Genomic DNA, 23,733 nt, shown 5'->3' on the forward strand with positions numbered 1-23,733 from the left:
GGGTAACTCACGTACCGTGACTGCCTCATGACCGACTGGTCGTCTCGTCACCGGAGGTCATGCGAGGGTCGCGGTCTGCACAAGAGGTCGGGAGAAACGCATGGCAGCACCGCCGGATCGCGTCACGTTCCGCGAGGTGTTCGGGATCGCCGAGTTCCGGGCACTGTGGTTCGGCGAGCTGCTCTCGATCGCCGGCGACCAGCTGGCCAGGGTCGCGCTGTCCATCCTCGTGTTCACCGGGACGAACTCCGCGACGCTCACCGGCCTGACCTACGCGCTGACGTACGCGCCGTCGCTGCTGGGCGGCATCTTCCTGACCGGCTTCGCCGACCGCTTCCCCCGCCGCAGCGTGATGGTGCTCGTCGACCTGCTGCGGGCCGGCCTGATCCTGCTGGTCGCCCTGCCCGGCATGCCGTTCTGGCTGATGTGCGTGCTGGTCGGCGGCGTTTCCCTGGTCAACCCGCCGTTCAAGGCGTCCCAGCTCGCCCTGTTGCCGCAGGTCCTCGAAGGCGACCGGTTCGTCGTCGGGATGGGCATCCGGAGCATGACCGTGCAGACCGCCCAGCTGCTCGGCTTCGCCGGCGGCGGCGCGCTGCTGATCACCCTCGACCCGCACGTGGCGCTGGTCGTCGACGCGGCCACCTTCGTGCTCTCGGCCCTTTTCGTGCGCTTCGGCGTCCGCGCCCGGCCGGCCGCGGCGACCGGCGAGCAGCGCAAGTCCTTCTTCGCGACGCTCGGCGGCGGTGGCCGGACGGCGTTCGCGAGCGGGCCGCTGCGGACGCTGGTGCTGTTCACCTGGCTGATGGGGCTGCTGCCGGTCTACGAGGGCATCGCCGCGCCGTACGTCACCGCAGCGGGCGGCGGGCCCGAGGCGATCGGCCTGCTGCTCGCGGCCGACCCGATCGGCAGCGTCATCGCGACCTTCGCCTACACGCGCTGGGTGCCCGCGCGGCTGCGGCCGAAGCTGATCGGCCCGCTGTCGGCGCTGTGCGCCGTGCCGCTGGTGCTCTGCTTCCTGAACCCCGGTCCGGTCTCGTCGATCGTCCTGTTCATCGTCTCCGGCGGCCTGGGCACGGTCTGCCTGCTGCAGGCCACCGCGTCACTGACCCTGGCCGTGCCCGACGAGCAGCGGGCGCAGGTGATGGGCCTGTCCAACACGGGCCTGACCACGATGATGGGCATCAGCCCGCTGATCGGTGGCGTGCTCGCGGATCAGCTGACCCCGCACGGGACGGTCGGGATCTTCGGCATCGTGGGGATCGTGCTCACGCTGCCGCTGGCGGCGCTGTGGAGCCGGGCGCTGTCCGGCGAGCCGGATCGATGGATCGACAAAGAAGCCGCACGCGCCGAACATGCATGACATGCCCCGCGCGTGGGCTCGACCTGCGCGACCTTGCGGTGCGCTGTGCGGTCACTGTTCTTTGCCGCGCATCGCTGGCCACCTCTCGTTCCGGTGTCAAAGAAAAAGTACACACCGAAAGCCCTTGTGGACAGCAGGCGAACGGTCTGAAACTGTCCGTGAGTACTTTGTCACCGTACAACCACGCAAGGGTCTGGGGGAAAAATGGTCACATCGGGGGAACAGCGCGGCCAAGACTTGATTTCTCGGGCGCGGGGCTGGGCACTGTGGACCCGCCCCCGCGACTGGATCATCGCGACGCTGACCGCCATCACGGTCATGCTGAGCTGGACGGCCGTCTCGCTGTTGACCGTGCCGGTCACCGTCGCCCAGCTGGGCACGTTTGCGCTGCTCACAGCCCTGGCCGTGGCGCAGACGGAGGTCAGCAGGCGGCTGGAGCGGCAGCGCCGCATCCTCAGCAACGGGCCCTACATCTCGATGACTTCGGTGTGGCTGCTGCCCGCCGGCCTGCTCCTGCCGGCCCAGCTGATCGCCGCGCTCGGCGTCGTCCTGTACGTCTACTTGGCGTTCCGTAGTTGGTCTGGCACCCGTCCGGGTGAATTTCACCGCGTGGCCGCGAACGCGACCACGATGATCTTGTCGGCCTTCTCCGCGGGTGTCGTCGGTCACATGACCATCGGCAGCGGCGTGGCGACGGTGACGCTGGCCGCGCTGGCCTTCTTCACGGTCAACACCGCGCTGACCGGCCTCGGCCTCTACCTGGCCGACCCGAAGAACGCGACCCCGGTGTCCTGCCTCGGCACCATGGACGACAACCTGCTCGAGCTGTCCACTTTGTGCGTCGGTGCACTGCTGGTGATGGTCCTCAACGAGGAGCCGCTGCTGTCGGTGCTGGTCATCCTGCCGCTCTACGTGCTGCAGCGGTCCGTGCTGATCAAGCGGCTGGAAGAACTGGCCACCACCGACCAGAAGACGCAGCTGCTCAACGCCACCACCTGGCAGGACGGCGCCCAGCGCGAGATCTCGCGGGCGGAGCGGGAGAACGGCAGCTTCGGCGCCATGATGATCGACCTCGACCACTTCAAGCGGATCAACGACACCTACGGGCACCTCGCGGGGGACGACGTGCTCAAGGCGGTCGCCGCCGTGGTCAAGCAGGAGACCCGGGCGCACGACCTGGTCGGCCGGTTCGGCGGCGAGGAGTTCGTCGCGCTGCTGCCGTCGACGTCCAAGGAAGACGCGATCGTCACCGCGGAGCGGATCCGGCAGCGGGTCAGCGAGCTGATCATCAGCACCACGACCAACGAAGGCGCCGCCGTCGACATCGAACGGCAGACGGCGTCCATCGGCGTCGCCGCCTACCCGCTGGACGGTTCGTCCATCGAGGAGGTGATGGCGTCCGCCGACGCGGCCGTGTACGCGGCCAAACACGGCGGGCGCAACCGGGTGGTGGGCTCGGTCGCGGCGGCCTTGGCCGCGGCTTAGCTACCGCAGCCGGTCGATGACGTCGCTCGCCTTGGTCTGCAGGCGGGCGACGCCGCCCACGGTGAATTCGGTGAGCAGGTCGATCAGGGCGTCCTGGTCCGGCGGCTCGCCGTCCCAGGTGGCCTGGACCAGTGACTCGGTCATCGCGAAGAACAGGGTGACGAGCGCGCGGTCCGCACGGCCGGAGTCGATGCCGTGGGCAGCCCACCGCTTGCGGCTGGCTTCGGCGTAGACGACGGCCAGCCTCTCCCTCAACCGGGTGAGAGCGGGGTCGCCCGCGCGCTCGGCCGCGCGGAGCACGCCGTAGCCCTCGGGGTGGTCGGCGACGAAGGTGACCATGTTGGCGTAGTTTGCCCGCGCCCAGGCCCGCAGCCCGGGCTGCTCGTCGGCCACCGAAGGGCCCGCGATCGCGGTGAAAGCCCTCTCTTCGGTTTCCGCCACGACCTCGGCGAACAGCGTCGCCCGGTCGCCGAACTGCTCGTAGACGGCTTGGCGCGAGACGCCGGCCTCGCGCGCGATCTGCTCGATCGTCGCGCCCTGCATCCCGTGCTGCGCGACGACCCGCGCGGTCGCCTGCAGAACGCGGGCGCGCTGCTCCGAAACCGGGAGCTTGCGCGGCCGCCCGCGCGGAGCGGGGCTTGACATAGTGGTCCACCTCACGTGACTCTTTTTCCGACACCTCTGTCTAAAAAGGTGTTCCCCGCGCACTCGACCTGCTCAACGAGGAGCAAGCATGCGTATCTTCCTCCGCCGCGCCCTCTCCGCGGCCGTCGCCACGGTTTTCGTTCTGGCACTGGCGACGCTCGGCCCGCCCGCGGCCTCGGCGGCGTCCTTCTACGACCCGCCGTCGCCCCTGCCCGCCGGCGGCAACGGCGACGTCATCCGGCACGAGGCGTCGACGTTCTACATCGATCCGATCCAGCTGATCAAGGCCGACGCCGGCGTGCAGCGGATCATGTACCGCAGCACCGACACGCACGGCTCACCGATCGCCGTCACCGGCACGGTGCTGACCCCGCGGTCGGCCTGGCACGGCACCGGGGTGCGCCCGATCGTGTCCTACGCCGTCGGCACCCAGGGCGAGGGCGACGACTGCGCGCCGTCGAAAGCGCTTGCCGCGGGCTTCGAATACGAAGGCCCGTTCATCGCGGGGCTGCTGGCCCGCGGGTACGGCGTCGTCGTCACCGACTACGAAGGGCTGGGCACGCCCGGGGACCACACGTACGTCAACCGCGCGTCCGAGGGCCACGCCGTGCTCGACGCGATCCGCGCGGCGCAGCGGCTGCCGGAGGCGGGGCTCCCGGACGACGGCCCGGTCGCGATCGCGGGCTACTCCCAGGGCGGCGGCGCGTCGGCCGCGGCGGCGGAACTGCAGCCGAGCTACGCGCCCGAGCTCAAGCTGAAGGGCGCGTACGCGGGGGCGGTGCCGGCGGACCTCGCCGAGGTGGCCAAGAACCTCGACGGCCACTACGCGGTCGGTTTCCTCGGGTTCGCGCTGGTGAGCATGAACTACGCCTACCCCGAGCTGAACATCCCGGCGCTGCTCAACGCGCGCGGGAAGCAGCTGTTCGAGCAGGTCCGGACCGAGTGCACGGTGGAGGCGATCGCCGCGCACGCGTTCACGCAGTCCTCGACGCTGACCACCGACGGCCGCTCGCTCACCGCGTACCTCGGCGAGGAGCCGTACGCGTCACGGGTGGCCGAGCAGAAGATCGGGACCCTGAAGCCGACGGCGCCGGTGCTCATCGTGCACAGTGCGCTCGACGACATCGTGCCCTACACGCAGGACCGCGACCTGGGCCGGACGTGGTGCGGCAAGGGCGTGAAGGTGCAGTTCAGCACGTCACTGGTGCCGACCCACGTGCTCGGCGCGGTGCGGGCGTACCCGGAGGCGTTCGCCTGGCTCGAGGGCCGCTTCGCCGGCCTCCCCGCGCCGGTCAACTGCGGCTGGTTCTGAGCCCTGCCGCACCCGGTCGTGAGTGAGAAACAGTGTTCTAACCCTGTTTCTCACTCACGAGGGGCGCGGGTCACTTGAGGCCGGTGGCTTCCGCGGCGGCGGGGTCGGAGTCGGCGAGGAACGTCCGGCAGCGGTCGTACTCCTCGGTCTCGCCGATCTTGCCGGCGGCCTTGCCCAGGACGGCGAGGGCACGCAGGAAGCCCTGGTTGGGGCGGTGCGACCACGGCACCGGACCGAAGCCCTTCCAGCCCGCGCGGCGCAGCTGGTCGAGACCGCGGTGGTAGCCGGTGCGCGCGTACGCGTACGCGGCGACGGTCTCGCCGGCGTCCAGGGCCTTCTCGGCCAGCGAAGCCCACGCCTCGCTGTAGTCGGGGTGTTCGGCCGCGACGGTGGCCGGGTCGGTCCCGGCGTCGAGCGCGGCCTGGGCGGCGGTGTGCTCGGGCAGCAGCGTCGGCTCGGGGCCGAGCAGGTTGTGCGTCATGACTGCCATTCTGCCCGCGGGTCAGAAGAACAAGCCCGCCAGGATCCCGCCGCCGGCCAGCACCAGCGCGGCGACGAGCACGGCCGCGACAACTCGTTTCGGCATCATGGCGCGACACCATGCCAAGCCCGACGCGGCTGAAGCAAGTTCGTGACCCCTACGGGTGAACCCGGATTTTCGCGTCGTTTGCCACGGTCTTGGCCCACTCGTGACCATGACCGGCCATGATGTCCGGCATGGCCAAGGCAGTCGACGTCCCGGTGGACGTGATCCCGCGCAGTCCCGTCGCGAAGACGCGGCTGTTCTTCACGCGGCACTGGCACCGCGGCGCCCCCGGGCAGCCGACCCCGGACTGGGTGCTCCGGTTCTGCTACGGGATGTGGCTGGCGGCGTTCGCGTTCAAGCTGATCGGCTCGTCGTGGGACATGTCGTGGCACTTCAGGTGGCTGCGCGACGACCTGGCGCCGCCGCACCTGATCAACACCGTCGGCACGGTGATCATCGTGGTGCTGGTGGCCATCCACAGCTACACGGGCCTCGGCGCCGACAAGACGTCGCTGCGGCTGATGCAGATCGGCCTGCTGACGTTCCTGGTCGCGGCGCCCCTCGACGTCATCAACCACCGCGTCAACGGCCTCGACCTGACCGCGTGGAGCCCGTCGCACATGATGCTCTACCTGGGCACGGGCATCATGCAGGCCGGCGTCCTGCTGGGCTGGCTGCGGCTCGCGCCGCCGGGCCGCTTCCGCACCGGCGTGCTGCTCGGGCTGTGGGCGTTCTTCCTGGAGAACACGTTCTTCCCGAACGGCCAGCAGGAGTACGGCATCCTCGGCCTGCGCGCCTGGGAGAGCGGGGAGCCGGAGGCCGAGAAGTCGCTGCTGGACTTCGCGGCCAACCAGATCGGGCACCCGGTCGACCGGACGGCTGTGCTGCACTTCACGATGCCCATCCCGGAGTGGGTGTACCCGCTGTGGGGCATCGGCGTGATGGCGTTGATCCTGGTCCTGGCGCGCCGGACGCTGGGGTTCCGCTGGGCGGCTTCTTCGGTGGCTCTGGCGTACGTCGCCTACCGGTCGGTGATGTGGCCCCTGCTGCTCGGGCTGGGTTTCCCGGTGTCGACGGTGCCGTTCTACCTGCTCTTCGTGGGGCTGGCGGTCGACCTGGCGTTCGTGATGGGCAACGGCGCCGTGCGCGCGGCCGCCGGAGCGCTGCTGGTGACGGCGTTCGGCTACGGGGCGTTCTGGCTGCAGTCGCAGTTCCGGCCGTGGGTGCTGGGTGACGCGCACACGGAGTCGGCGCCGCCGGCGGCGTACTGGACGGCCCTGGTGGTGCTGGCCGGCGTGTTCGTCCTGTGGGCGGCGGCCGGTCCGGCGGCCCGGTGGTGGGCCACCCGGCGACCGGTGCCCGAAACGGCCTGAACACGACGAAGGGGGGGCACTTTCACGTGAAAGTGCCCCCCCCTTCGCGCGTGATTACTTGAGCTTCGTGCCCGCCGAGCCCAGTGCCTGGCAGGCCTCGACAACGCGAGCCGCCATCCCGGCCTCCGCGGCCTTCAGGTACGAGCGCGGGTCGTAGACCTTCTTGTTGCCGACCTCGCCGTCGATCTTCAGGACGCCGTCGTAGTTCTTGAAGAAGTGGTCCACGATCGGGCGCGTGAAGGCGTACTGCGTGTCCGTGTCGACGTTCATCTTCACCACGCCGTAGGACACCGCCTCGCGGATCTCCTCCGGGAGCGAACCCGAGCCGCCGTGGAAGACCAGCTCGAACGGCTTCGCGCCGCTGTCCAGGCCGAGCTTCTTCGCCGCCGCCTCCTGGCCGCCCTTCAGCACGTCCGGGCGCAGCTTCACGTTGCCCGGCTTGTACACGCCGTGGACGTTGCCGAACGTCGCCGCCAGCAGGTAGCGGCCCTTCTCGCCGGCGCCCAGCGCGTCGATCGTCTTCAGGAAGTCGCCTTCGGCGGTGTACAGCTTCTCGTTGATCTCCGCCTCGACGCCGTCTTCCTCGCCGCCGACGACGCCGATCTCGACCTCGAGGATGATCTTCGCGGCCGCCGTCTTGGCGAGCAGATCCGCGGCGATCTCGAGGTTCTCGTCGAGGTCGATCGCCGAGCCGTCCCACATGTGGGACTGGAACAGCGGGTTCTGGCCGTTCTTCACGCGCTCGGCCGAGATCTCGATCAGCGGCCGGACGAAGCCGTCCAGCTTGTCCTTCGGGCAGTGGTCGGTGTGCAGCGCGACGTTGACGTCGTACTTCGCCGCCACGACCTGGGCGAACTCCGCCAGCGCGGTCGCGCCGGTCACCATGTCCTTGACCTTCTGGCCGGACGCGAACTCCGCACCGCCGGTGGAGAACTGGATGATGCCGTCGCTCTCCGCCTCGGCGAAGCCGCGGATGGCGGCGTTCACGGTCTCGGACGAGGTCACGTTGATGGCCGGGTAGGCGAACTCGTTCGCCTTGGCCCGGTCGAGCATCTCCGCGTAGACCTCGGGGGTGGCGATGGGCATCGTTACTCCTCCTTGGCACAGGGTGGTCCCGACCGCATCGTACGAGGTCGGCCGTCGCTGCACACCGGTCCCCGCGCAGAAATCTTCCCGCACGTCGAATCGGTTCAGAAGGAGGTGTGTCCGGCCGCCGGGCGCACCGGCGGCCGGACGAGGATCACAGCAGTTCGGAGGCCAGCGCGCGGTAGGCCGGCCACGGGTCTTCGTTGAGCACCTGGACGACCACCTGGTCCGCCCCCGCCTCGAGGTGGGCCGACAGCCCGCGGGCGATCGTCGCCGCGTCGCCGTGCAGGGCCAGTGCGTCGACCAGGCGGTCGCTGCCCTCACCCTCCAGGTCGGCGTCCGTGAACCCCAGTTTCCGCAGGTTGGCGACGTAGTTGGACAGCCCCAGGTAGTACTTCACCGTCTGCCGCCCGATCGCCCGGGCCTCGGCGGCGTCGGTCGACAGGACCACCTTGTGCTCCGGCGCCAGCAGCTTGCCCGAGCCGAGGATTTCGCGCGTGCTGCGGGTGTGCTCCGGCGTCGTCAGGTACGGGTGCGCCCCGGCGGTGCGCTCGCCCGACAGCGCCACCACCTTGGGGCCCAGCGCCGCCAGCGCCCGGCCCGCGACCGGGACGCCCGCCGCGTCCAGGCCGTCGAGGTAGTCGACGAGAGCCGCGTACGGTTTCTTGTACTCCTTCGTCGCTTCGCGGTGGCCCGCGCCGACGCCGAGCAGGAAACGGTCCGGGTACTTGCCCGCGAGCCGCTCGTAGACCCGGGCGATGTCCGCGGGCTCGTCCTGCCAGATGTTCACGATGCCGGTCGCGATGACCAGCGAGTCCGTCGCCGCGAGGATGTCGTCCACGGACGCGAGGTCGCCCGCGCCGGGTGAGCCGCCCAGCCAGATCGCGCCGTAGCCCGCCTTCTCCGCCTCCGCCGCGAACGCCGCGTCCACGTTCGCGTGGTACCGCCAGATGCCCAGCTTGCCCAGTTCGATAGCCATGGAACACTCCAACGCACGAGACGGCGATTTTCCTCCCGGCTCCGGCGAACTACCGTCGATGGTATGACCAAGCTGGGCAACACCGACCTCGACGTGTACGGCCTCAACCTCGGCTGCAACGTCTTCGGCTGGACGGCCGACGAGCCGCAGTCCTTCGCCGTCCTGGACGCCTACACCGCGGCCGGCGGCAACTTCCTGGACAGCGCCGATCTCTACGGCGGCGGGGGCGGCTCCGAAACGATCATCGGCCGCTGGCTGGCCGCGCGGGGCCGGCGGGACGACGTCGTCGTGGCGACCAAGGTCGGGTTGTGGGACGGACGGCCGGGTCTGTCCGCGAAGAACATCCAGGCCGCGGCGGAGGACTCGCTGCGGCGTCTGCAAACCGACCACATCGACCTCTACTACGCCCACCGCGACGACCCGGACACCCCGCTCGAAGAGACGCTGGCCGCGTTCGACGCCCTGGTCCGCGCAGGCAAGGTCCGCTACCTGGGGGCGTCCAACTACACCGCCGGACGGCTCGCCGAAGCACTGTCCATTTCGGACCAGAACGGCTTCGCGCGGTACGCCATGCTGCAGCCGCACTACAACCTCGTCGAGCGGGACTACGAGCACGACCTCGCGCCGCTCGTCGAGCGGGAAGGCCTCGCGACGTTGCCGTACTTCGCCCTCGCCAAGGGTTTCCTCACCGGCAAGTACCGCACGAAGGACGAGCCCGGCGACAGCCCGCGCGCCGCCCGGGCCGTGTCCTATTTGGACGGCCACGGCGAACGCGTCCTCGCCGCCTTGGACGAAGTCGCGCGGGCGCACGGGGTCTCGGTCGCCACGGTGTCGCTCGCGTGGCTGCGGCAGCAGCCGACGGTCGCCGCCCCGATCGCCAGCGCCCGGACCCCCGAGCAGCTCACCGACCTGATCGCGTCGGTCTCCCTCGACCTGACCCCCGGCGAACTAGGGGTACTTTCCCGTGAAAGTCCCCTTACTGTCGGGTAGCTTACCGCGGGTAAGTTGGGGTACGGTGCCCTCAAGGAACGTCTAGGAGGGCACCGTGGCCAACCCGTTTTCGCTGCTGAGCGGCACCAAGAAGGTCGACGGCAAGGTCGTGCTGATCACCGGCGCGGCCCGCGGCATCGGCGCCGGGCTGGCCGAGCGGCTCGCCGCCCGCGGCGCCAAGGTCGCGCTCGTCGGGCTCGAAGCCGAGGAGCAGCAGAAGGTCGCCGACCGGATCGGGCCCCACGCGCACGCCTGGGAAGCCGACGTCACCAGCTGGGACGCCCTCGAGCAGGCGACCAACGGCGTCGTCGAGCACTTCGGCGGGATCGACATCGTCATCGCGAACGCCGGCATCGCGACCGCGGGCTTCGTCCGCTCGGTCGACCGGGCCGCGTTCGAAAAGGTCATCGAGGTCGACCTGCTCGGCGTCTGGCGGACCTTCCGCGTCACGCTCCCGCACGTCATCGAGCGCAAGGGCTACCTGCTGGCGATCTCCAGCCTCGCCGCGATCACGCACGCCCCGGGCATGGCCAACTACGCCGCCGCGAAGGCCGGCGTCGAAGCGTTCTCGAACAGCCTCCGCGCCGAGGTCGCCCACTTGGGCGTGAAGGTCGGAGTCGCGCACCCGACATGGATCCGCACCGACCTGGTCGAGAGCGCGGACGCGCACCCGGTGTTCGGCAAGCTCCGCGCGTCGATGCCCGGCCTGATCGGCAAGACGTACCCGCTGGACGTGGCCCTGGACGACCTCGAGGCGGGCATCCTCAAGCGCGCCCGGACCATCCACGTGCCGCGCTGGGTCGGCGGGCTCAAGCTGCTGCGCGCCTTCCTGCCGCCGGTGATCGAGATCGGCTCCCGCAGCCGGGTACCGTCGGCGGACAAGGCCGCGCTGGCCGACATCGAGGCCCGCGGCGCGTTCGAGTCGGCGGTCACCGGCCACGGCGGCCGAGCCGCCACCAAGGGGTGACCATGTCCCGTCGCGACCAGATCAGGATGACCGACGACGAAGTCCGCGCGTACCTCGCGGAGCAGAAGGTCATCAACGTCGCCAGCGTCGGCCCGAACGGCCGCCCGCACCTCGCGCCGCTCTGGTACTTCCCGCACGAAGACGGCGTCGCGACCTGGACGTACGGAACGTCGCAGAAGGCCAAGAACTTCCGGCGGCTGCCGGAGGCGACCGTGCTGGTCGAGGACGGCGACAGCTACGAGAAGCTCCGCGGCGTCTCGTTCGAGGCCGACGTCGAGATCGTCGAGGACACCGCCGAGGTCACCCGGATGGGCACCGCGCTGATGCAGCGGTACTCCGGCGCCAAGCCGGGCGACCCGGCACCGGCCGAACTGCAGGCCTTCATCGCAGGTCAGGCCGCGAAACGCATCGGGCTGATCTTCCGGCCGACCAAGGTCGCCAGCTGGGACCACGGCAAGCTCGGCGGGACGTACTGATCGGTAGGCAGTACTTCCAAGTAACTGTTACTTGAGGTAACGTCATCTGGGCAGGATCCCCGACGCAGCGGAGGCCGACAGATGACCGAGCGGTTCAAGGTCGTGATCGTGGGCACCGGGTTCTCCGGGCTCGGCCAGGCGATCCAGCTCGAGAAGGCCGGCATCCGGGACTACGTGATCCTGGAGAAGGCCACCGAGGTGGGCGGCACCTGGCGCGACAACTCCTACCCCGGGTGCGCGTGCGACGTGCAGTCGCACATGTACTCGTTCTCGTACGAGCAGAACCCGGGCTGGTCGCGGTCGTTCTCGCCGCAGCCGGAGATCTTCGACTACCTCAAGCGGGTCGCGGACAAGTACCGGCTGCGCGAGAAGATCCGCTTCGGCGTCGAGCTCACCGGCGCCCACTGGGACGAGCGGGAGCGCCGCTGGACGGCGACGACCAGGGACGGCCGCGAGTTCGTCGCGCAGTTCCTCGTCTCCGGTGTCGGCGGCCTGCACATCCCGCAGGTCCCCGAGCTGCCCGGCATCGCGAACTTCCAGGGGCAGACCTGGCACTCCGCGCGCTGGAACCACGAGTACGACCTGCGCGGCAAGCGTGTTGCTGTCGTGGGCACCGGGGCCAGCGCCGTCCAGTTCGTCCCGAAGATCGCCCCGGACGTCGCCGCGTTGACGCTGTTCCAGCGGACGCCGCCGTGGATCATGCCCAAGCCCGACCACGCGATGCCGTCGTGGGCGCGGACGCTGTTCAAGCGCGTCCCGGGTACCCAGCGCCTCTACCGCAACGCGCTGTACTGGCTGCTCGAAGCCCGCGCCATCGGCTTCAACGGCCACCCGGCGATCATGAAGGCCGGCGAGCTGATCGCGAAGCGGAACATCGCGAAGGGCATCAAGGACCCCGCGCTGCGCAAAAAGGTCACGCCGGACTACACGATGGGCTGCAAGCGCGTCCTGATCTCCAACGACTACTACCCGGCGCTGGCCCGGCCGAACGTCGACGTCGTCACCGACGGCATCAAGGAGGTCAAGGCGCACTCGATCGTCGACTCCGCGGGCGTCGAGCACGAGGTCGACGCCATCGTCTACGGCACCGGTTTCAAGGTCACCGACGCGCTGGAGTACCTCGACATCACCGGCGTCGACGGCCGCAACCTGGCCAAGGAGTGGGCGACCGAGGGCATGCGGACCCACAAGGGCATCACCGTCTCCGGCTACCCGAACCTGTTCTTCCTGCTCGGCCCGAACACCGCGCTCGGCCACAACTCCGTGGTGTTCATGATCGAGTCGCAGGCGCGGTACGTCGTCGACGCCATCAAGCTCGCCGACTCGCGCGGCGCCGCGGCGCTGGACGTCCGGCCGGGCGTGCAGGACGAGTTCCAGCGGGAGATCCAGGACAAGCTGGTCAAGGGCGTCTGGACGCAGGGCGGCTGCAAGAGCTGGTACCTCGACGCCCAGGGCGTGAACCGGACGATCTGGCCGGGCTTCACCTGGCGCTACTGGCTGGAGACGCGCAAGGTCGACCCGGCCGACTACGAGCTGTCCGGCCGCTCCTGATCCGCGGAGCCCGACGTTTCGCCACCAGGCGAAACGTCGGGCGCGAAGCCTAGGACGGCAGCCAGGCGCCGATCACCGGCTTGAACTCCCGGACGGTCCGCTGCGCGATGACGCCCTCCAGGAAGTACGGGTCCCGGTCGATCGTCTCCTTCAGGTGCGCCTCGTCGTCGGCTTGGTACAGCGTGACGCCGCCGGTCCCGTCGCCGAGCGGCCCGGCGACCGCGACGCGGCCCTCTTCGGCCAGCTTGGTCAGGAACTCGCGATGGCGCGGCCGGACGTCCGGCATCTTTTCCTGGACGTAGGTGATTTCGACGAGGAACCAGGCCATGTGGATCTCCGGAGGTCGGGCGCGGGCTGACCCTGCCGACGCTACCCGTGTCACAGTTCTGTACCAGCAGCCGATCTGTGGCACCGGCATCCGAACCCGATAGGCTGGGCACGCGTCAGTACCTGTGTGAGCGCTGTGAATACCGTGAACCTGCTGACGCGGCACACCGTGCAAACCGGGGTCGAGAACAGGCAGGGGTTCATGCTCGAGGGCAATGCGGAACGCAGTGTCGAGGCGACCCTCGGCCACCTGCGGGTCATGGACGGTCCGGCCCCGGCGCAGACCGCCGCGCCACTGACCCTCGAAGACCTCTACCGCCAGCACCGCATGCGGCTGGTCCGGCTGGCGATTCTGCTGGTCGACGAGCCCGCGACGGCGGAAGACGTGGTCCAGGAGGCCTTCACCGGGCTGCACCGCAACTGGGGCAGGCTCCGGGACGCCGCGGCCGCGGTCGGCTACCTGCGCACCGCGGTGGTCAACGGGTCGCGCAGCGTGCTGCGCCGCCGCAAGACCGCGCGTGAGTACGTGCCGCCGCACGCGGTGAACGCGCGCTCCGCCGAGAGCCTCGCGATGCTCTCCAGCGAGCACCAGGCCGTGGTCAGCGCGCTGTCGAAGCTGCCGCCCCGCCAGCGCGAAGTGCTCGTGCTGCGGTACTACGGCGGGCTGAGCGAGGCCGAGATCTCTGAGGCCGCAGGTATCTCCAAGGGTACCGTTAAATCGACCGCCAGCCGGGCGCTCGAGGCACTCCAGAAGGCCATGCAAGCCCCACAGTGACCCGGGTGGACCATTCCGATCACTGAGTCGTATCACCATGCTTGGTCCAGACCAATATATGCTGGGGTGCGTGAGAGGCGCCGGAGATTTCGTGATCATGGGCGGCCGGGTCGCCGCCCCGGACCGTGTACTCGACGACGGCTGGGTAGCCGTCTCCGACGGGCGGATCGCCGGCGTGGGTTCCGGGACCCCGCCGTCCGGCGAGCACGTGGACGTCGGCGGGGCACTGGTCGTGCCCGGTTTCGTCGACACCCACTGCCACGGCGGGGGAGGTGCTTCGTTCACCTCCCTCGATCCCGACGAACTCGTGACGGCGGTGCGGGCGCACCGCCGTCACGGCACCACGACCATGCTGGCCAGCCTGGTTTCGGACCCGGTGGACATCCTGCGTGAGCAGGTCGCGGCCCTGCGTGAGCTCGTCCAGGACGGCGAGGTCGCGGGCATCCACCTGGAGGGACCGTTCATCTCCAAGGCCCGCTGCGGCGCGCACGACCCGGAGACGCTGCTCGAACCGGACACCGGCACGGTCGAGAAGCTCCTGCGCGCGGGCCAGGGCGCGATCCGGATGGTCACCATCGCCCCCGAGCTGCACGGCGGGGTGAAGGCCGTCCGCCAGCTGGCCGAGTCCGGCGTCATCGCGGCCATCGGGCACACCGACGGCGTCGAGGAGCAGCTGCTGCCGGCGATCGACGCGGGCGCGACGGTGGCGACCCACCTGTTCAACGGCATGCGGCCGCTGCACCACCGCGAGCCCGGCCCGGTCGGCGCGCTGCTGGACGACGAGCGCATCACGATCGAGCTCATCTGCGACCTGGTCCACCTGCACCCCACGGTGGTCCGCCTGGCGGCGAAGCACGCGGGCCGCAACCGGACGGTCCTGATCACCGACGCGATGTCGGCCACGGACGCCGCGGACGGCCGCTACACGCTGGGCCGCCTCGAAGTCGACGTCCACGACGGCGTCGCCACCCTGGCGGACAACGGCTCGCTGGCCGGCAGCACCCTGACGATGGACACCGCCTTCCGCAATCTGGTCCGGGGTGCGAAACTCGGCATCCTCGACGCGGTGCACGCGACGTCGCAGCGGCCGGCGGAGCTGCTCGGCATCGCCGACCGCACCGGGATGCTGTGCTCCGGTTACCAGGCCGACATCGTGGTCCTCGACGAGGACCTGCGACCGGCGAAGGTGCTGCGCCGGGGAGAATGGGTCGCCGAGGTGGGAACGGCTACCTTGAGTACCTAGGTTTCTGCGAGCGAACGGGCGGAGATGAGCGAGCCGAAGGACCCCGAGCAGCTGCTGGCGGACGCCCTTCGCGCGCAAGCCGTCTTCGCACCGCAGGTATCGCCGTCTTCCACGGGGTCTTCGCCCGCGGTCCCGGCTGCGGAACCGGCCACGGACGCGGTCCCGACCAGCGCGATCAACGAGCTGCCGTCGGCGTACGGGCTGCTGTCGGGCGCGAGCGCGGACTCACTGGAGCGCGAGCGCGCGGCCCTGGACGCGGAGGCCCCGACGACGTTCGCCCCGCGTCCACCGGAGCCGGCCCCGGTGCGGACCTCCGCCCAGCTGCCCGCGTACTGGATCTTGATGCTGGCGGTGCTGCTGGGCCTCGCCGCGGGGTCCGTGGTCGGGCTGCTGACCCTGGTCTGACCGGGTCTCAGTCACGACTCAGGGTGACCCTGTACCGTTTTTGGGGTGATTCTCGCCCAGAGCACGGTCAACACGATGTCGCTGCTGCCGTCATGGCTCGACCCGCAGCACCTGCTGAGCGGCCTGACGACCCCGGTCATCGCGGTGCTGTGCCTGATCATCTTCATCGAGAGCAGCGTTTTCCCGGTCCTGCCGGGCGATTCGCTGCTGTTCACCGCGGGCCTGTTCATCGCGAACGGAACGCTGGACGCCCCGTTGTGGCTGGTCTGCGTCCTGGTGACGGCGGCGGCCCTGCTCGGCAACGTGGTCGGGTACTACATCGGCTACTTCGTCGGGCCGAAGCTGTTCAACCGCCCGGACTCGAAGTTCTTCAAGAGGGAGTACGTCGACAAGACGCACGAATTCCTGGAGAAGCACGGCCCGAAGGCGGTCGTCCTGGCCCGGTTCGTCCCGTTCGTCCGCACGTTCATCACGTGGATCGCGGGCATCGGCCGCATGGACCCGAAGCGCTACTTCACGTACACGGTCCTCGGCGGCATCCTGTGGGCTGCGGGCATCACGATCCTGGGTTCGCTGCTCGGCAACATCAGCTTCATCCGCGACAACGTCGACGCGATCTTCGTGCTGATCGTGCTGGTGTCGGTGGTGCCGATCGGGCTCGAGTACCTCAAGGCCCGCCGCGAGAAGAAGACGGCGCTCGCCGAGGCGGACCCCGAGGTCACGCAGCGGATCCCGCGCATCAAGGACTGAGCTCTTCCGGCCGCCCGCACGCGCGGGCGGCCGAAAACTGTCGTACCCCCGCGGTAACGTGAAAACAGGGGGCCCCCGGGCGGGGACCCCTGCGGGCGCTACTCGAGCAGGCTCGCGTCGTAGTGGCGGCGGTGGGCCGCGATCTGCCGCCGGTGCGTGGCGGCCCAGTCGGCGAGGTAGGTCAGTGAGTCCAGCAGCGTGGCGCCGAGTTCGGTGAGGGTGTACTCGACGCGCGGCGGCACGCTGGGGTGGACGGTGCGGGTCAGCAGGCCGTCCCGTTCGAGCTGCCGCAGGGTCCGGGTGAGCATGCGCTGGGAGATGCCGTCGACGGCGCGGTGGAGCTCGCCGAAGCGGAGGGTGCGGTCGCGCAGGCACCCGATGACCAGGACGGTCCACTTGTCGCCGATGAGCCCGAGGATCTGACGGACCTCCCGGCAGGCCTCTTCGTCGTCGGGCATCGTGCGGCTCCGGTTACTTCGGTGTGCGTAGCGGACGGGAATGTGCCGTCTTGATCACCTTCGTGGTGACCGTTCATCCTGTTACGGACAAAGGGTAACCAGCCGTGACCAGGAGCTTCAGCCGCGGCTTCGACCGGGAGGGCGTGGGGTGGGCAAGACGCTGGTGGTGGTGGGTGCCGGGCCGGGCTTGGGCATGGGGGTGGCACGGGCGTTCGGACGCCGCGGGTTCCGGGTCGGCTTGATCGCCCGCACGGCGAGCAGGCTGGCCGCCCTGGTCGCCGAGCTGGCGGAGCTGGGGATCAGCGCGGCGGCGTTTCCCGCGGACATCCGCGACCGCGCGGCGCTGGCCGCGGCGCTGGAGCACGCCGGCGAGACGTGGGGGCCGATCGACGTCCTGGAGTACAGCCCCAGCCCGACGGGAGCGATCACCACCGCCACGCGGACGACGGCCGAAGCGATGACAGCGCAGCTCGAGCTGCACGTACTGGGCGCGGTGACGGCGGTCGGCCAGGTCCTGCGGGGCATGCGCGCCCACGGCGGGGGCACGCTGCTGTTGACGACGGGCGTGTCGTCGACGGTTCCCGCGCCGTTCCTGGCCAACGTCGGAGCCGCGATGGCGGGCCTGCGCAGCTGGGCGCACGCGTTGCACGCGGAGCTGCGCCCCGAGGGCATCCACGCGGCCGCGGTGACGATCGCCTCGGGCGTCATCCCCGGCGCCGGCGAGGCGGACCCCGACGCCATCGGCGACCGGTACTACGAGCTGTACCGGCAGCCCGACCGCGTGGAGGAGGTCATCGGGGACGTGGCCGCGTTCCGGGCGCTCGTCGCGGAGTGGTCGGCCGGGCGCGGACCGGCCGAAACTGTCGTACCCCCGCGGTAACGTGAAAACAGGGGGCCCCCGGGCGGGGACCCCCTGTCGACGCGAAGCCGAAACCTCAGGTCATCGAGAACATCGAGCCCGGGTTGAACAGGTTCTCCGGGTCCAGCGCCCGCTTGATCTGCTGGTGCACCCGCAGCCCCACCGGCCCGATCTCGCGCGCCAGCCACTCCCGCTTGATCTTGCCGACCCCGTGCTCCCCGGTCACCGTCCCGCCCAGTGACAGCCCCACCTCGAGGATCTCGTCGAACGCCCGCTGTGCGCGCTCGAACTCGGACGGGTCGTCCGGCTGGTACACGATCGTCGGGTGCATGTTGCCGTCGCCTGCGTGGCCGACCACCGCGATGCGCAGCCCCACCTCGGAACTGATCTTCTCGCAGCCCCGGATCAGCTCGGCGATCCGCGTCCGCGGCACGCACACGTCGTCGGTCAGCCACAGCCCGTACGTCTCCAGGGCCGTCAGCACCACCCGGCGGGCATGGAGCAGCATCCGGCCCTCCTCCAGGTCCTCCGTCGTGTACGCCAGGTCGGCTCCGCAATCGACGCAGATCTGCTCCAGCGCGGCCAGCTCCCGCCGCGCGACCTCGCCGCCCGCGTCGGACTGGCCCAGCAGCAGCGCCTGGCAGTTCGAGCCCGCGCCGAGGTCCGTCTTCAGGTACGCCTCGGACGCCTTGATCGAGGACGCGTCCATGATCTCCAGCAGCGACGGCACCAGCCCCTCGCGGACGACCCGCGCCACCGCCTCCCCCGCGGCCTCTGTCGTGCTGAAACCCGCGACGAGCGTCGCCGGGGCGTGGGGCAGCGGCTTGAGCTGGACCGTGGCCTGGGTGATCACCCCGAGCGTGCCCTCGCTGCCCACGAACAGCCGGGCCAGGTCGTAGCCCGCGACGCCCTTCACCGTGCGGCGGCCGGTCTTCAGCAGCGATCCGTCGGCCAGGACGACCTCCAGGCCGAGCACCGAGTCCGTCGTCACGCCGTACTTCACGCAGCACAGGCCGCCCGCGTTGGTGGACAGGTTGCCGCCGATCGTGCACCAGTCGTAGCTCGACGGGTCCGGAGGGTAGAACAGCCCGTGCTTCTCCACGGCGTTGCGGAAGTCCAGGTTGACCACGCCCGGCTGCACGACCGCCAGCCGGTTGCCCGGGTCGATCTCGACGATCTCGTTCAGCTTGGTCAGCGACAGCGTGACGCACCCGTCGATCGCGTTCGCCGCACCCGACAGGCCGCTGCCGGCCCCGCGCGGCACGATCGGCACCTTGGCCTCGGCGCAGGCCTTGACGACCGCCTGCACCTCGGCGGTGTTCGCGGGCAGCACCACGGCGAGCGGCGTGCCCGACGGCGCCAGCGGCATCATGTCGCGCGCGTAGGACGCCGTGACGTCGGAGTCGGTGAGCACGGCGCTCTTGCCGAGCAGGTCCCGGAGCCGGGTGACCAAAGCTTCGTTGCTCATGGCCTCATCGTAAGCCCGGACAGTCCGCAGTGCGGAAATCTTCTTTCGAAACCAGCCGGATCGGACCAGTGCCTCAGCGGACCAGACCCAGCAGCTTGTCGATGTGCACGGTCAGCAGCACCCGCTGGTCGGTGACCATGGCTTGGCGGTACTCGGCCCAGTCCGGGTGCTCGCCCGACACGCGGCGGTAGTAGTCGACCAGCGCTTCCACCGTGTCGTCGTCGGGTGCCGCGGCCGGCGCCGTGAGCGAGGCGCGCCCTTCGACGACGACGTAGCTCCAGCCGTCCTCGCTGCTCACGTGGAACGTCACCCGTGGATCGCGGCGCATGTTCTTCGTCTTCGCCCGGGTCTCGGTGATCGAGGCGATGAGCGTCCCCGCGTCGTACAGGTACGTGATCGTGGACAGCTGCGGCCGGCCGTCGCGGCGGATCGTGGCAAGGACGCCGTGGTGGCGGGCGGCGAGGAAGTCCTTGAACGCTGTGTCGTCGGTCATACCGTTCTCAACCCGCCGCGGGCGTCGTTGTTCCGGCGGCAACCCGGGAGAAATGTGCTTGCATACGGCAACTAAAGTGTGTTCTGCCACATCACGAGGTACTCCGCTTGCACAAACCGCCAGTGAAGGCACATCCTTGCCTGAGGCAACTAGTTGCAGCCGCCAACCAACGCCGTGAAGGATCACCCATGGCACCGAACAACTCCGCCACCCGGCCCAAGGCCGAGCTGGACCTCGCCGACCAGCTCGGGCACGAGCTCGTGCGCCTGGTCCGGCTGATCAACAAGGCGAAGTCACAGGTCTCCAAGCAGGGTCCGGACGGCATCGAGCGGGCGGCGTACGCGATCCTCTTCACCCTCATCCACGAGGGCCCGCAGCGCACCAGCAAGCTGGCCGAGTCGCTCCACTCCGAGATCTCCACGATCAGCAGGCAGTCGAGCTCGCTCGTGCAGCACGGGCTGGTCGAGCGCCAGGCCGACCCGGAAGACGGGCGGGCCTGCCTGCTCGCCGCGACGACCGAGGGCATGCGGGTGTTCGAAGAGAACCGCAAGCTGCGCAACCAGTGGCTGGCCGAAGTGCTCGGGGACTGGACGGACGGGGACATCCAGACCCTGAACCGCCTCTTCGGCCGGCTCAACACAGGTATCGAGAACCACTCTCCACAGCTGGCCGACGCCCACGCGTCCGCCGGTGCACCGGCCAAGGGGGCCAACGCATGAGCACCACCACCGTCGAACAACCCGTGGCGAAGGAACCACCACGGCTGAGCCACCGCCAGATCGTCACGATCCTGAGCGGCCTGATGTGCGGCATGTTCCTGGCCGCGCTCGACCAGACGATCGTGGGTACCTCGATCGTCAAGATCGCCAACGACCTGCACGGCTTCGACCTGCAGGCCTGGGCGACCACGGCGTACCTGATCACCTCGACGATCGTCACGCCGATCTACGGCAAGCTCTCCGACATCTACGGCCGGAAGCCGTTCTACCTGGCCGCGATCGGCATCTTCGTCGCCGGGTCCGCCGCGTCGACCTTCTCGACGTCGATGTACGAGCTGGCCGCGTTCCGCGCGGTGCAGGGCCTCGGCGCCGGCGGCCTGATGTCGCTGGCCATGACCATCCTCGGCGACATCGTGCCGCCGCGTGAACGCGCCAAGTACCAGGGTTACATCCTGGCCGTGTTCGGCCTCTCGACCGTGCTCGGCCCGGTGCTGGGCGGCCTCTTCGCCGGCATCGACGACCTGGCCGGCATCGACGGCTGGCGCTGGGTCTTCCTGATCAACGTCCCGATCGGCGTGCTCGCGCTGTTCGTCGTCGCCCGCGTGCTGAACGTGCCGCACGAGCGCCACGAGCACAAGATCGACTGGTGGGGCGCGCTGACGATGGTCGTCGCGGTCGTGCCGTTCCTGATCGTCGCCGAGCAGGGCCAGAAGTGGGGCTGGGGCGACCAGAAGGCCATCTGGTGCTACGTCATCGGCGGCGTCGGCGTGATCGCGTTCATCCTGGTCGAGCGGCTGATGAAGGACGCCGCGCTGATCCCGCTGCGGCTGTTCAAGAACTCGACGTTCACCGTGGCCATCATCGGCGGTGTCATCGTCGGTGTCGCGATGTTCGGCGCGATCACGATGATCCCGCAGTTCATGCAGGTCGTGCAGAACTACACGCCGACCGAGTCCGGCCTGCTGATGCTGCCGCTGATGGCGGGCATCATGTTCAGCTCGATCGTCTCCGGCCGGCTCACCGGGAAGACCGGGCGCTACAAGATCTTCCCGATCATCGGCACCATCCTGATCGCCGGCGGCGCGTTCTTCTTCGCCCAGGTCAAGTACGACTCGCCGCTGTGGCACCCGCTGGTCGCGGCGGCCATCATCGGCCTCGGCCTCGGCCAGTGCATGCAGACGCTGATCATCGCGGTGCAGAACGCGGGCCCGCGTTCCGACATGGGCGTTTCGACCGCGTCCGCGACGTTCTTCCGCCAGATCGGTGGTACCGCCGGTGTCGCGATCTTCCTGACCGTCCTGTTCAACACCCTGCTGCCCAACATCACCAAGGCGTTCGGCGGGCAGCTGCCGGCCGGCGCCGGCGCGGGCATCGGCAGCCTGTCCGAGAACACCAGCGGCATCTGGAACCTGCCCGAGGCGATCCGGACCCCGGTGCTGATCGGCTTCACCGAGTCGATCACCACGGTGTTCTACATCGCGGGCGGGGTGGCCCTGCTGGCGACGGTGGTGCTCCTGTTCATGAAGGAGATCCCGCTGACCAACGCGGCCCCGGCCGCGGCGGCCATGGAGGGCGGCGAGGCGCTGCTCGAGGCGGACGACCACGCCGACGAGCCCACCGAGATCGTCGAGCCGGTGCGCCCGATCGACCGTGAACCCGCCCTCGTGGGCGGCGGCAAGCACGCGCTGAGCACCAACGGGCACGGCGACTACCAGGCCGTTTCGGGTGCCCTGCCGATCACGAACTCGCTGGCCGACACCGAACCGGACACCCCGGTCGGCGCGGGCGGGCTGCCGGTGACCGGGCACGTCCGCCGCCAGGACGGCAGCCACGTCGCGGGCGCCGCGCTGACCCTGATCGACCAGCGCGGCCGCCAGGTCGCGCGGGCCACCGGGGCCGCCGACGGCAGCTACTCCGTGCCCAGCCAGGGCCCGGGCGCGTACGTGCTCATCGTCTCGGCCCACGGCCACCAGCCGCAGGCCTCCAGCGTCGTGATCAGCAACGGGCCGGCCACGGTCGACGTCACGCTCACCGGGTCCGGCGAGCTGACCGGCACCGTGCGGGCGGCCTCGACCGGCCAGCCGCTGCCGAACGTGACGGTGACGCTGACCGACGGCCGCGGCGAGGTGAACGGCGCGTTCATCACGACCGCGGACGGCACCTACGCCTTCGTCGGGGTCGGCGCCGGGGCGTACACCCTGGTCGCCAGCGGCGCGGGCTACCGGCCCTTCGCGGTGACGCTCACCGTGCCCGACAGCGGCGTGCTGCGCCACGACGTCGAGCTCGCCAGCTCGGTGCTGCTGACCGGCACCGCGCGGACCGAGGGCGACCGGGTGGTGCCGGACGCGCGGATCACCGTGCTCGACGCCGAAGGCAACGTGGCCGCGGTCGCGCGGACCGACGGCGAAGGCCGGTACGTGGTCAGCGACCTGCCCGCAGGCGCGTACACCGTGGTCGCGAGCGGCTACCCGCCGGCGACCAGCCAGGTGGAGCTGACCGGCGGCGAGGCGGGCCACGACGTCCGGCTGAGCTACGACCAGGCCCTCGACGAGCTGGTCGACCGGTCATGACCGGCTTGCGCGCGACCTTCCGCACGGACGGGGGCTGGGCGGTGGAGCACGCGGTGCTCACCGTCACCGACCCGGCCGGGCGGCAGGTCGCCCGCCAGGCGGCGAACGTCCGCGGCGAGGTCGTCACCGACGCGCTCGCGCCGGGTGTGTACACGGCCGTCGTCACCGCGGCCGGGTACACCCCGGTCGCGCGGACGGCCCAGATCGCCTCGGACGGCAGCGGCTCGCTCGGCGACGTCGTGCTGGCCCCGGTGGCCGAGGCGATCGAGCTGCCGCCCGCCGGGCCGTGGGTGATCGACCCGATGCACTCGTCGGTGGTCGCGACCGCACGGCACCTGGGCATCGCGAGCATCAAGGCGCGGTTCCCGGACGTCTCCGGCCGCATCGAGATCGGCCGCCCGGCCGAGCGGTCGTCGGTGCACGCCGAGATCAAGGCGGCGAGCATCGACACCGGCATCCGGATGCGCGACGACCACCTGCGCTCGCCGGACTTTCTCGACGTCGACGTGCACCCGGTGATCACGTTCACCAGCACCGGACTGCGCCAGCGCGGCGCGGACTCGTGGACGCTGCTGGGCGAGCTGACGCTGCACGGCGAGCGCCGCGAGGTCGAGCTCGAGCTGACCTACGGCGGCTGGGGCCCGGACCCGTGGGGCGGCGTGCGCGTCGCGTTCCACGCCGAGACGACGCTGCACCGGAACGACTTCGCGATCAACTACAGCGCGATGGTCCGGGCCGGGGTCGCGGCGGTCGGCACGACGGTGAAGATCGAGCTGGACGTCGAAGCGGTGCAGGGCGAAACGCTGCCGCAGTTCTGAGATGGTCCTTCCGAAGGCCCCCTCACCGCTGGGTGAGGGGGCCTTCACCGTTCGTAGCACCTGAATAATCCGGACCGCTCGATTTGACCGTTAGCCGT

At 70.1% G+C, this 23,733-nt stretch carries 24 protein-coding genes; 16 read left to right on the plus strand and 8 right to left on the minus strand.

The window, feature by feature from the left end; all coding sequences use genetic code 11:
- The first annotated feature begins 100 nt into the window (after positions 1-100).
- Positions 101-1,360, plus strand: a complete 1,260-nt coding sequence (locus tag IE317_RS35950) for an MFS transporter (protein WP_191315827.1) — start codon at positions 101-103, stop codon at positions 1,358-1,360.
- A gap of 321 nt (positions 1,361-1,681) precedes the next feature.
- On the plus strand, positions 1,682-2,845 hold the full coding sequence (locus IE317_RS35955; RefSeq protein ID WP_191315882.1) for a GGDEF domain-containing protein: 1,164 nt from the start codon (positions 1,682-1,684) through the stop codon (positions 2,843-2,845).
- Here IE317_RS35955 and IE317_RS35960 read toward each other — a convergent pair whose 3' ends face one another.
- Positions 2,846-3,490: a TetR/AcrR family transcriptional regulator gene (locus IE317_RS35960; RefSeq protein ID WP_191315828.1), complete on the minus strand. Its 645-nt coding sequence runs from the start codon at positions 3,488-3,490 to the stop codon at positions 2,846-2,848.
- An 88-nt stretch (positions 3,491-3,578) separates the two neighbouring features.
- On the opposite strand from IE317_RS35960, the gene IE317_RS35965 reads away from it, so the two are divergent.
- Positions 3,579-4,802, plus strand: coding sequence for an alpha/beta fold hydrolase (locus IE317_RS35965; protein ID WP_191315829.1), 1,224 nt, complete (start codon positions 3,579-3,581; stop codon positions 4,800-4,802).
- 70 nt (positions 4,803-4,872) lie between these two features.
- On the opposite strand, the gene IE317_RS35970 is transcribed toward IE317_RS35965, so the two are convergent.
- Positions 4,873-5,283, minus strand: a complete 411-nt coding sequence (locus IE317_RS35970; protein ID WP_043787367.1) for a DUF3151 domain-containing protein — start codon at positions 5,281-5,283, stop codon at positions 4,873-4,875.
- Between the two features lie 236 nt (positions 5,284-5,519).
- On the opposite strand from IE317_RS35970, the gene IE317_RS35975 reads away from it, so the two are divergent.
- The gene (locus IE317_RS35975; RefSeq protein ID WP_191315830.1) at positions 5,520-6,701 is read left to right on the plus strand and encodes a hypothetical protein; all 1,182 of its coding nucleotides are present in this window, start codon (positions 5,520-5,522) and stop codon (positions 6,699-6,701) included.
- Positions 6,702-6,755: 54 nt separating this feature from the next.
- Here the strand turns inward: IE317_RS35975 and fbaA are convergent, their stop codons facing one another.
- Positions 6,756-7,787 carry a class II fructose-bisphosphate aldolase gene (gene fbaA, locus IE317_RS35980; protein WP_191315831.1) on the minus strand — a complete coding sequence of 344 codons (1,032 nt, stop codon included), beginning with the start codon at positions 7,785-7,787 and terminating at the stop codon, positions 6,756-6,758.
- A 154-nt stretch (positions 7,788-7,941) separates the two neighbouring features.
- Entirely contained in the window at positions 7,942-8,766 is an 825-nt protein-coding gene (locus IE317_RS35985; RefSeq protein WP_191315832.1) for an LLM class F420-dependent oxidoreductase, read from the minus strand.
- Between the two features lie 63 nt (positions 8,767-8,829).
- On the opposite strand from IE317_RS35985, the gene IE317_RS35990 reads away from it, so the two are divergent.
- The 4 genes from IE317_RS35990 to IE317_RS36005 all read left to right on the plus strand — a co-directional run bounded on the left by IE317_RS35990 (position 8,830) and on the right by IE317_RS36005 (position 12,750).
- Complete coding sequence (locus tag IE317_RS35990; protein WP_191315833.1) at positions 8,830-9,756, plus strand: aldo/keto reductase; 927 nt, start codon at positions 8,830-8,832, stop codon at positions 9,754-9,756.
- A 55-nt stretch (positions 9,757-9,811) separates the two neighbouring features.
- On the plus strand, positions 9,812-10,723 hold the full coding sequence (locus IE317_RS35995; RefSeq protein WP_191315834.1) for an SDR family oxidoreductase: 912 nt from the start codon (positions 9,812-9,814) through the stop codon (positions 10,721-10,723).
- Between the two features lie 2 nt (positions 10,724-10,725).
- On the plus strand, positions 10,726-11,199 hold the full coding sequence (locus IE317_RS36000) for a pyridoxamine 5'-phosphate oxidase family protein (protein WP_191315835.1): 474 nt from the start codon (positions 10,726-10,728) through the stop codon (positions 11,197-11,199).
- 81 nt (positions 11,200-11,280) lie between these two features.
- Positions 11,281-12,750, plus strand: a complete 1,470-nt coding sequence (locus IE317_RS36005; RefSeq protein ID WP_191315836.1) for a flavin-containing monooxygenase — start codon at positions 11,281-11,283, stop codon at positions 12,748-12,750.
- Positions 12,751-12,799: 49 nt separating this feature from the next.
- On the opposite strand, the gene IE317_RS36010 is transcribed toward IE317_RS36005, so the two are convergent.
- Entirely contained in the window at positions 12,800-13,078 is a 279-nt protein-coding gene (locus tag IE317_RS36010; protein ID WP_191315837.1) for a YciI family protein, read from the minus strand.
- A gap of 201 nt (positions 13,079-13,279) precedes the next feature.
- On the opposite strand from IE317_RS36010, the gene IE317_RS36015 reads away from it, so the two are divergent.
- The 4 genes from IE317_RS36015 to IE317_RS36030 all read left to right on the plus strand — a co-directional run bounded on the left by IE317_RS36015 (position 13,280) and on the right by IE317_RS36030 (position 16,250).
- Positions 13,280-13,852 (plus strand): RNA polymerase sigma factor, encoded by a 573-nt coding sequence (locus IE317_RS36015; RefSeq protein ID WP_163046624.1) that lies wholly within the window; start codon positions 13,280-13,282, stop codon positions 13,850-13,852.
- A gap of 91 nt (positions 13,853-13,943) precedes the next feature.
- On the plus strand, positions 13,944-15,095 hold the full coding sequence (nagA, locus tag IE317_RS36020) for an N-acetylglucosamine-6-phosphate deacetylase (RefSeq protein ID WP_191315883.1): 1,152 nt from the start codon (positions 13,944-13,946) through the stop codon (positions 15,093-15,095).
- 24 nt (positions 15,096-15,119) lie between these two features.
- A complete protein-coding gene (locus IE317_RS36025; RefSeq protein ID WP_191315838.1) occupies positions 15,120-15,500 on the plus strand; it encodes a hypothetical protein in 381 nt (126 codons plus the stop codon).
- Between the two features lie 45 nt (positions 15,501-15,545).
- A complete protein-coding gene (locus tag IE317_RS36030) occupies positions 15,546-16,250 on the plus strand; it encodes a DedA family protein (RefSeq protein WP_191315839.1) in 705 nt (234 codons plus the stop codon).
- Positions 16,251-16,348: 98 nt separating this feature from the next.
- On the opposite strand, the gene IE317_RS36035 is transcribed toward IE317_RS36030, so the two are convergent.
- Positions 16,349-16,708, minus strand: a complete 360-nt coding sequence (locus tag IE317_RS36035; protein WP_191315840.1) for a winged helix-turn-helix transcriptional regulator — start codon at positions 16,706-16,708, stop codon at positions 16,349-16,351.
- Positions 16,709-16,856: 148 nt separating this feature from the next.
- On the opposite strand from IE317_RS36035, the gene IE317_RS36040 reads away from it, so the two are divergent.
- On the plus strand, positions 16,857-17,588 hold the full coding sequence (locus tag IE317_RS36040; RefSeq protein WP_191315841.1) for an SDR family NAD(P)-dependent oxidoreductase: 732 nt from the start codon (positions 16,857-16,859) through the stop codon (positions 17,586-17,588).
- Between the two features lie 55 nt (positions 17,589-17,643).
- Here the strand turns inward: IE317_RS36040 and IE317_RS36045 are convergent, their stop codons facing one another.
- Together IE317_RS36045 and IE317_RS36050 are read right to left on the minus strand one after the other, a co-directional pair.
- The gene (locus IE317_RS36045) at positions 17,644-19,035 is read right to left on the minus strand and encodes an FAD-binding oxidoreductase (protein WP_191315842.1); all 1,392 of its coding nucleotides are present in this window, start codon (positions 19,033-19,035) and stop codon (positions 17,644-17,646) included.
- A 73-nt stretch (positions 19,036-19,108) separates the two neighbouring features.
- Positions 19,109-19,528 (minus strand): PPOX class F420-dependent oxidoreductase, encoded by a 420-nt coding sequence (locus IE317_RS36050; RefSeq protein WP_191315843.1) that lies wholly within the window; start codon positions 19,526-19,528, stop codon positions 19,109-19,111.
- A gap of 188 nt (positions 19,529-19,716) precedes the next feature.
- On the opposite strand from IE317_RS36050, the gene IE317_RS36055 reads away from it, so the two are divergent.
- From IE317_RS36055 to IE317_RS36065, 3 genes are read left to right on the plus strand one after another with little or no spacing between them, the layout of a single operon-like run.
- On the plus strand, positions 19,717-20,247 hold the full coding sequence (locus IE317_RS36055) for a MarR family winged helix-turn-helix transcriptional regulator (protein ID WP_191315844.1): 531 nt from the start codon (positions 19,717-19,719) through the stop codon (positions 20,245-20,247).
- Positions 20,244-22,817 carry an MFS transporter gene (locus IE317_RS36060; protein WP_191315845.1) on the plus strand — a complete coding sequence of 858 codons (2,574 nt, stop codon included), beginning with the start codon at positions 20,244-20,246 and terminating at the stop codon, positions 22,815-22,817. Before IE317_RS36055 ends, IE317_RS36060 begins: the two co-directional genes overlap by 4 nt.
- On the plus strand, positions 22,814-23,635 hold the full coding sequence (locus tag IE317_RS36065) for a YceI family protein (RefSeq protein ID WP_191315846.1): 822 nt from the start codon (positions 22,814-22,816) through the stop codon (positions 23,633-23,635). The genes IE317_RS36060 and IE317_RS36065 overlap by 4 nt, the downstream gene beginning before the upstream one ends.
- Positions 23,636-23,733 lie beyond the last annotated feature (98 nt).

Origin of the sequence: Amycolatopsis bullii (genome assembly GCF_014654205.1) — a bacterium.
GTDB lineage: Bacteria > Actinomycetota > Actinomycetes > Mycobacteriales > Pseudonocardiaceae > Amycolatopsis > Amycolatopsis plumensis.

Bases quoted from the DNA above. Each gene is read 5' to 3' on its own strand.
- IE317_RS36035 (WP_191315840.1), bottom strand. From the start codon at position 16,708: ATGCCCGACGACGAAGAGGCCTGCCGGGAGGTCCGTCAGATCCTCGGG.
- IE317_RS36050 (WP_191315843.1), bottom strand. From the start codon at position 19,528: ATGACCGACGACACAGCGTTCAAGGACTTCCTCGCCGCCCGCCACCAC.
- IE317_RS35965 (WP_191315829.1), top strand. From the start codon at position 3,579: ATGCGTATCTTCCTCCGCCGCGCCCTCTCCGCGGCCGTCGCCACGGTT.
- IE317_RS35985 (WP_191315832.1), bottom strand. From the start codon at position 8,766: ATGGCTATCGAACTGGGCAAGCTGGGCATCTGGCGGTACCACGCGAAC.
- IE317_RS35960 (WP_191315828.1), bottom strand. From the start codon at position 3,490: ATGTCAAGCCCCGCTCCGCGCGGGCGGCCGCGCAAGCTCCCGGTTTCG.
- fbaA (WP_191315831.1), bottom strand. From the start codon at position 7,787: ATGCCCATCGCCACCCCCGAGGTCTACGCGGAGATGCTCGACCGGGCC.
- IE317_RS36000 (WP_191315835.1), top strand. From the start codon at position 10,726: ATGTCCCGTCGCGACCAGATCAGGATGACCGACGACGAAGTCCGCGCG.
- IE317_RS36045 (WP_191315842.1), bottom strand. From the start codon at position 19,035: ATGAGCAACGAAGCTTTGGTCACCCGGCTCCGGGACCTGCTCGGCAAG.
- IE317_RS36015 (WP_163046624.1), top strand. From the start codon at position 13,280: ATGCTCGAGGGCAATGCGGAACGCAGTGTCGAGGCGACCCTCGGCCAC.
- IE317_RS35970 (WP_043787367.1), bottom strand. From the start codon at position 5,283: ATGACGCACAACCTGCTCGGCCCCGAGCCGACGCTGCTGCCCGAGCAC.
- IE317_RS36025 (WP_191315838.1), top strand. From the start codon at position 15,120: ATGAGCGAGCCGAAGGACCCCGAGCAGCTGCTGGCGGACGCCCTTCGC.
- IE317_RS35950 (WP_191315827.1), top strand. From the start codon at position 101: ATGGCAGCACCGCCGGATCGCGTCACGTTCCGCGAGGTGTTCGGGATC.
- IE317_RS35990 (WP_191315833.1), top strand. From the start codon at position 8,830: ATGACCAAGCTGGGCAACACCGACCTCGACGTGTACGGCCTCAACCTC.
- IE317_RS36065 (WP_191315846.1), top strand. From the start codon at position 22,814: ATGACCGGCTTGCGCGCGACCTTCCGCACGGACGGGGGCTGGGCGGTG.
- IE317_RS35975 (WP_191315830.1), top strand. From the start codon at position 5,520: ATGGCCAAGGCAGTCGACGTCCCGGTGGACGTGATCCCGCGCAGTCCC.
- IE317_RS36055 (WP_191315844.1), top strand. From the start codon at position 19,717: ATGGCACCGAACAACTCCGCCACCCGGCCCAAGGCCGAGCTGGACCTC.
- IE317_RS36060 (WP_191315845.1), top strand. From the start codon at position 20,244: ATGAGCACCACCACCGTCGAACAACCCGTGGCGAAGGAACCACCACGG.
- IE317_RS36005 (WP_191315836.1), top strand. From the start codon at position 11,281: ATGACCGAGCGGTTCAAGGTCGTGATCGTGGGCACCGGGTTCTCCGGG.
- IE317_RS36010 (WP_191315837.1), bottom strand. From the start codon at position 13,078: ATGGCCTGGTTCCTCGTCGAAATCACCTACGTCCAGGAAAAGATGCCG.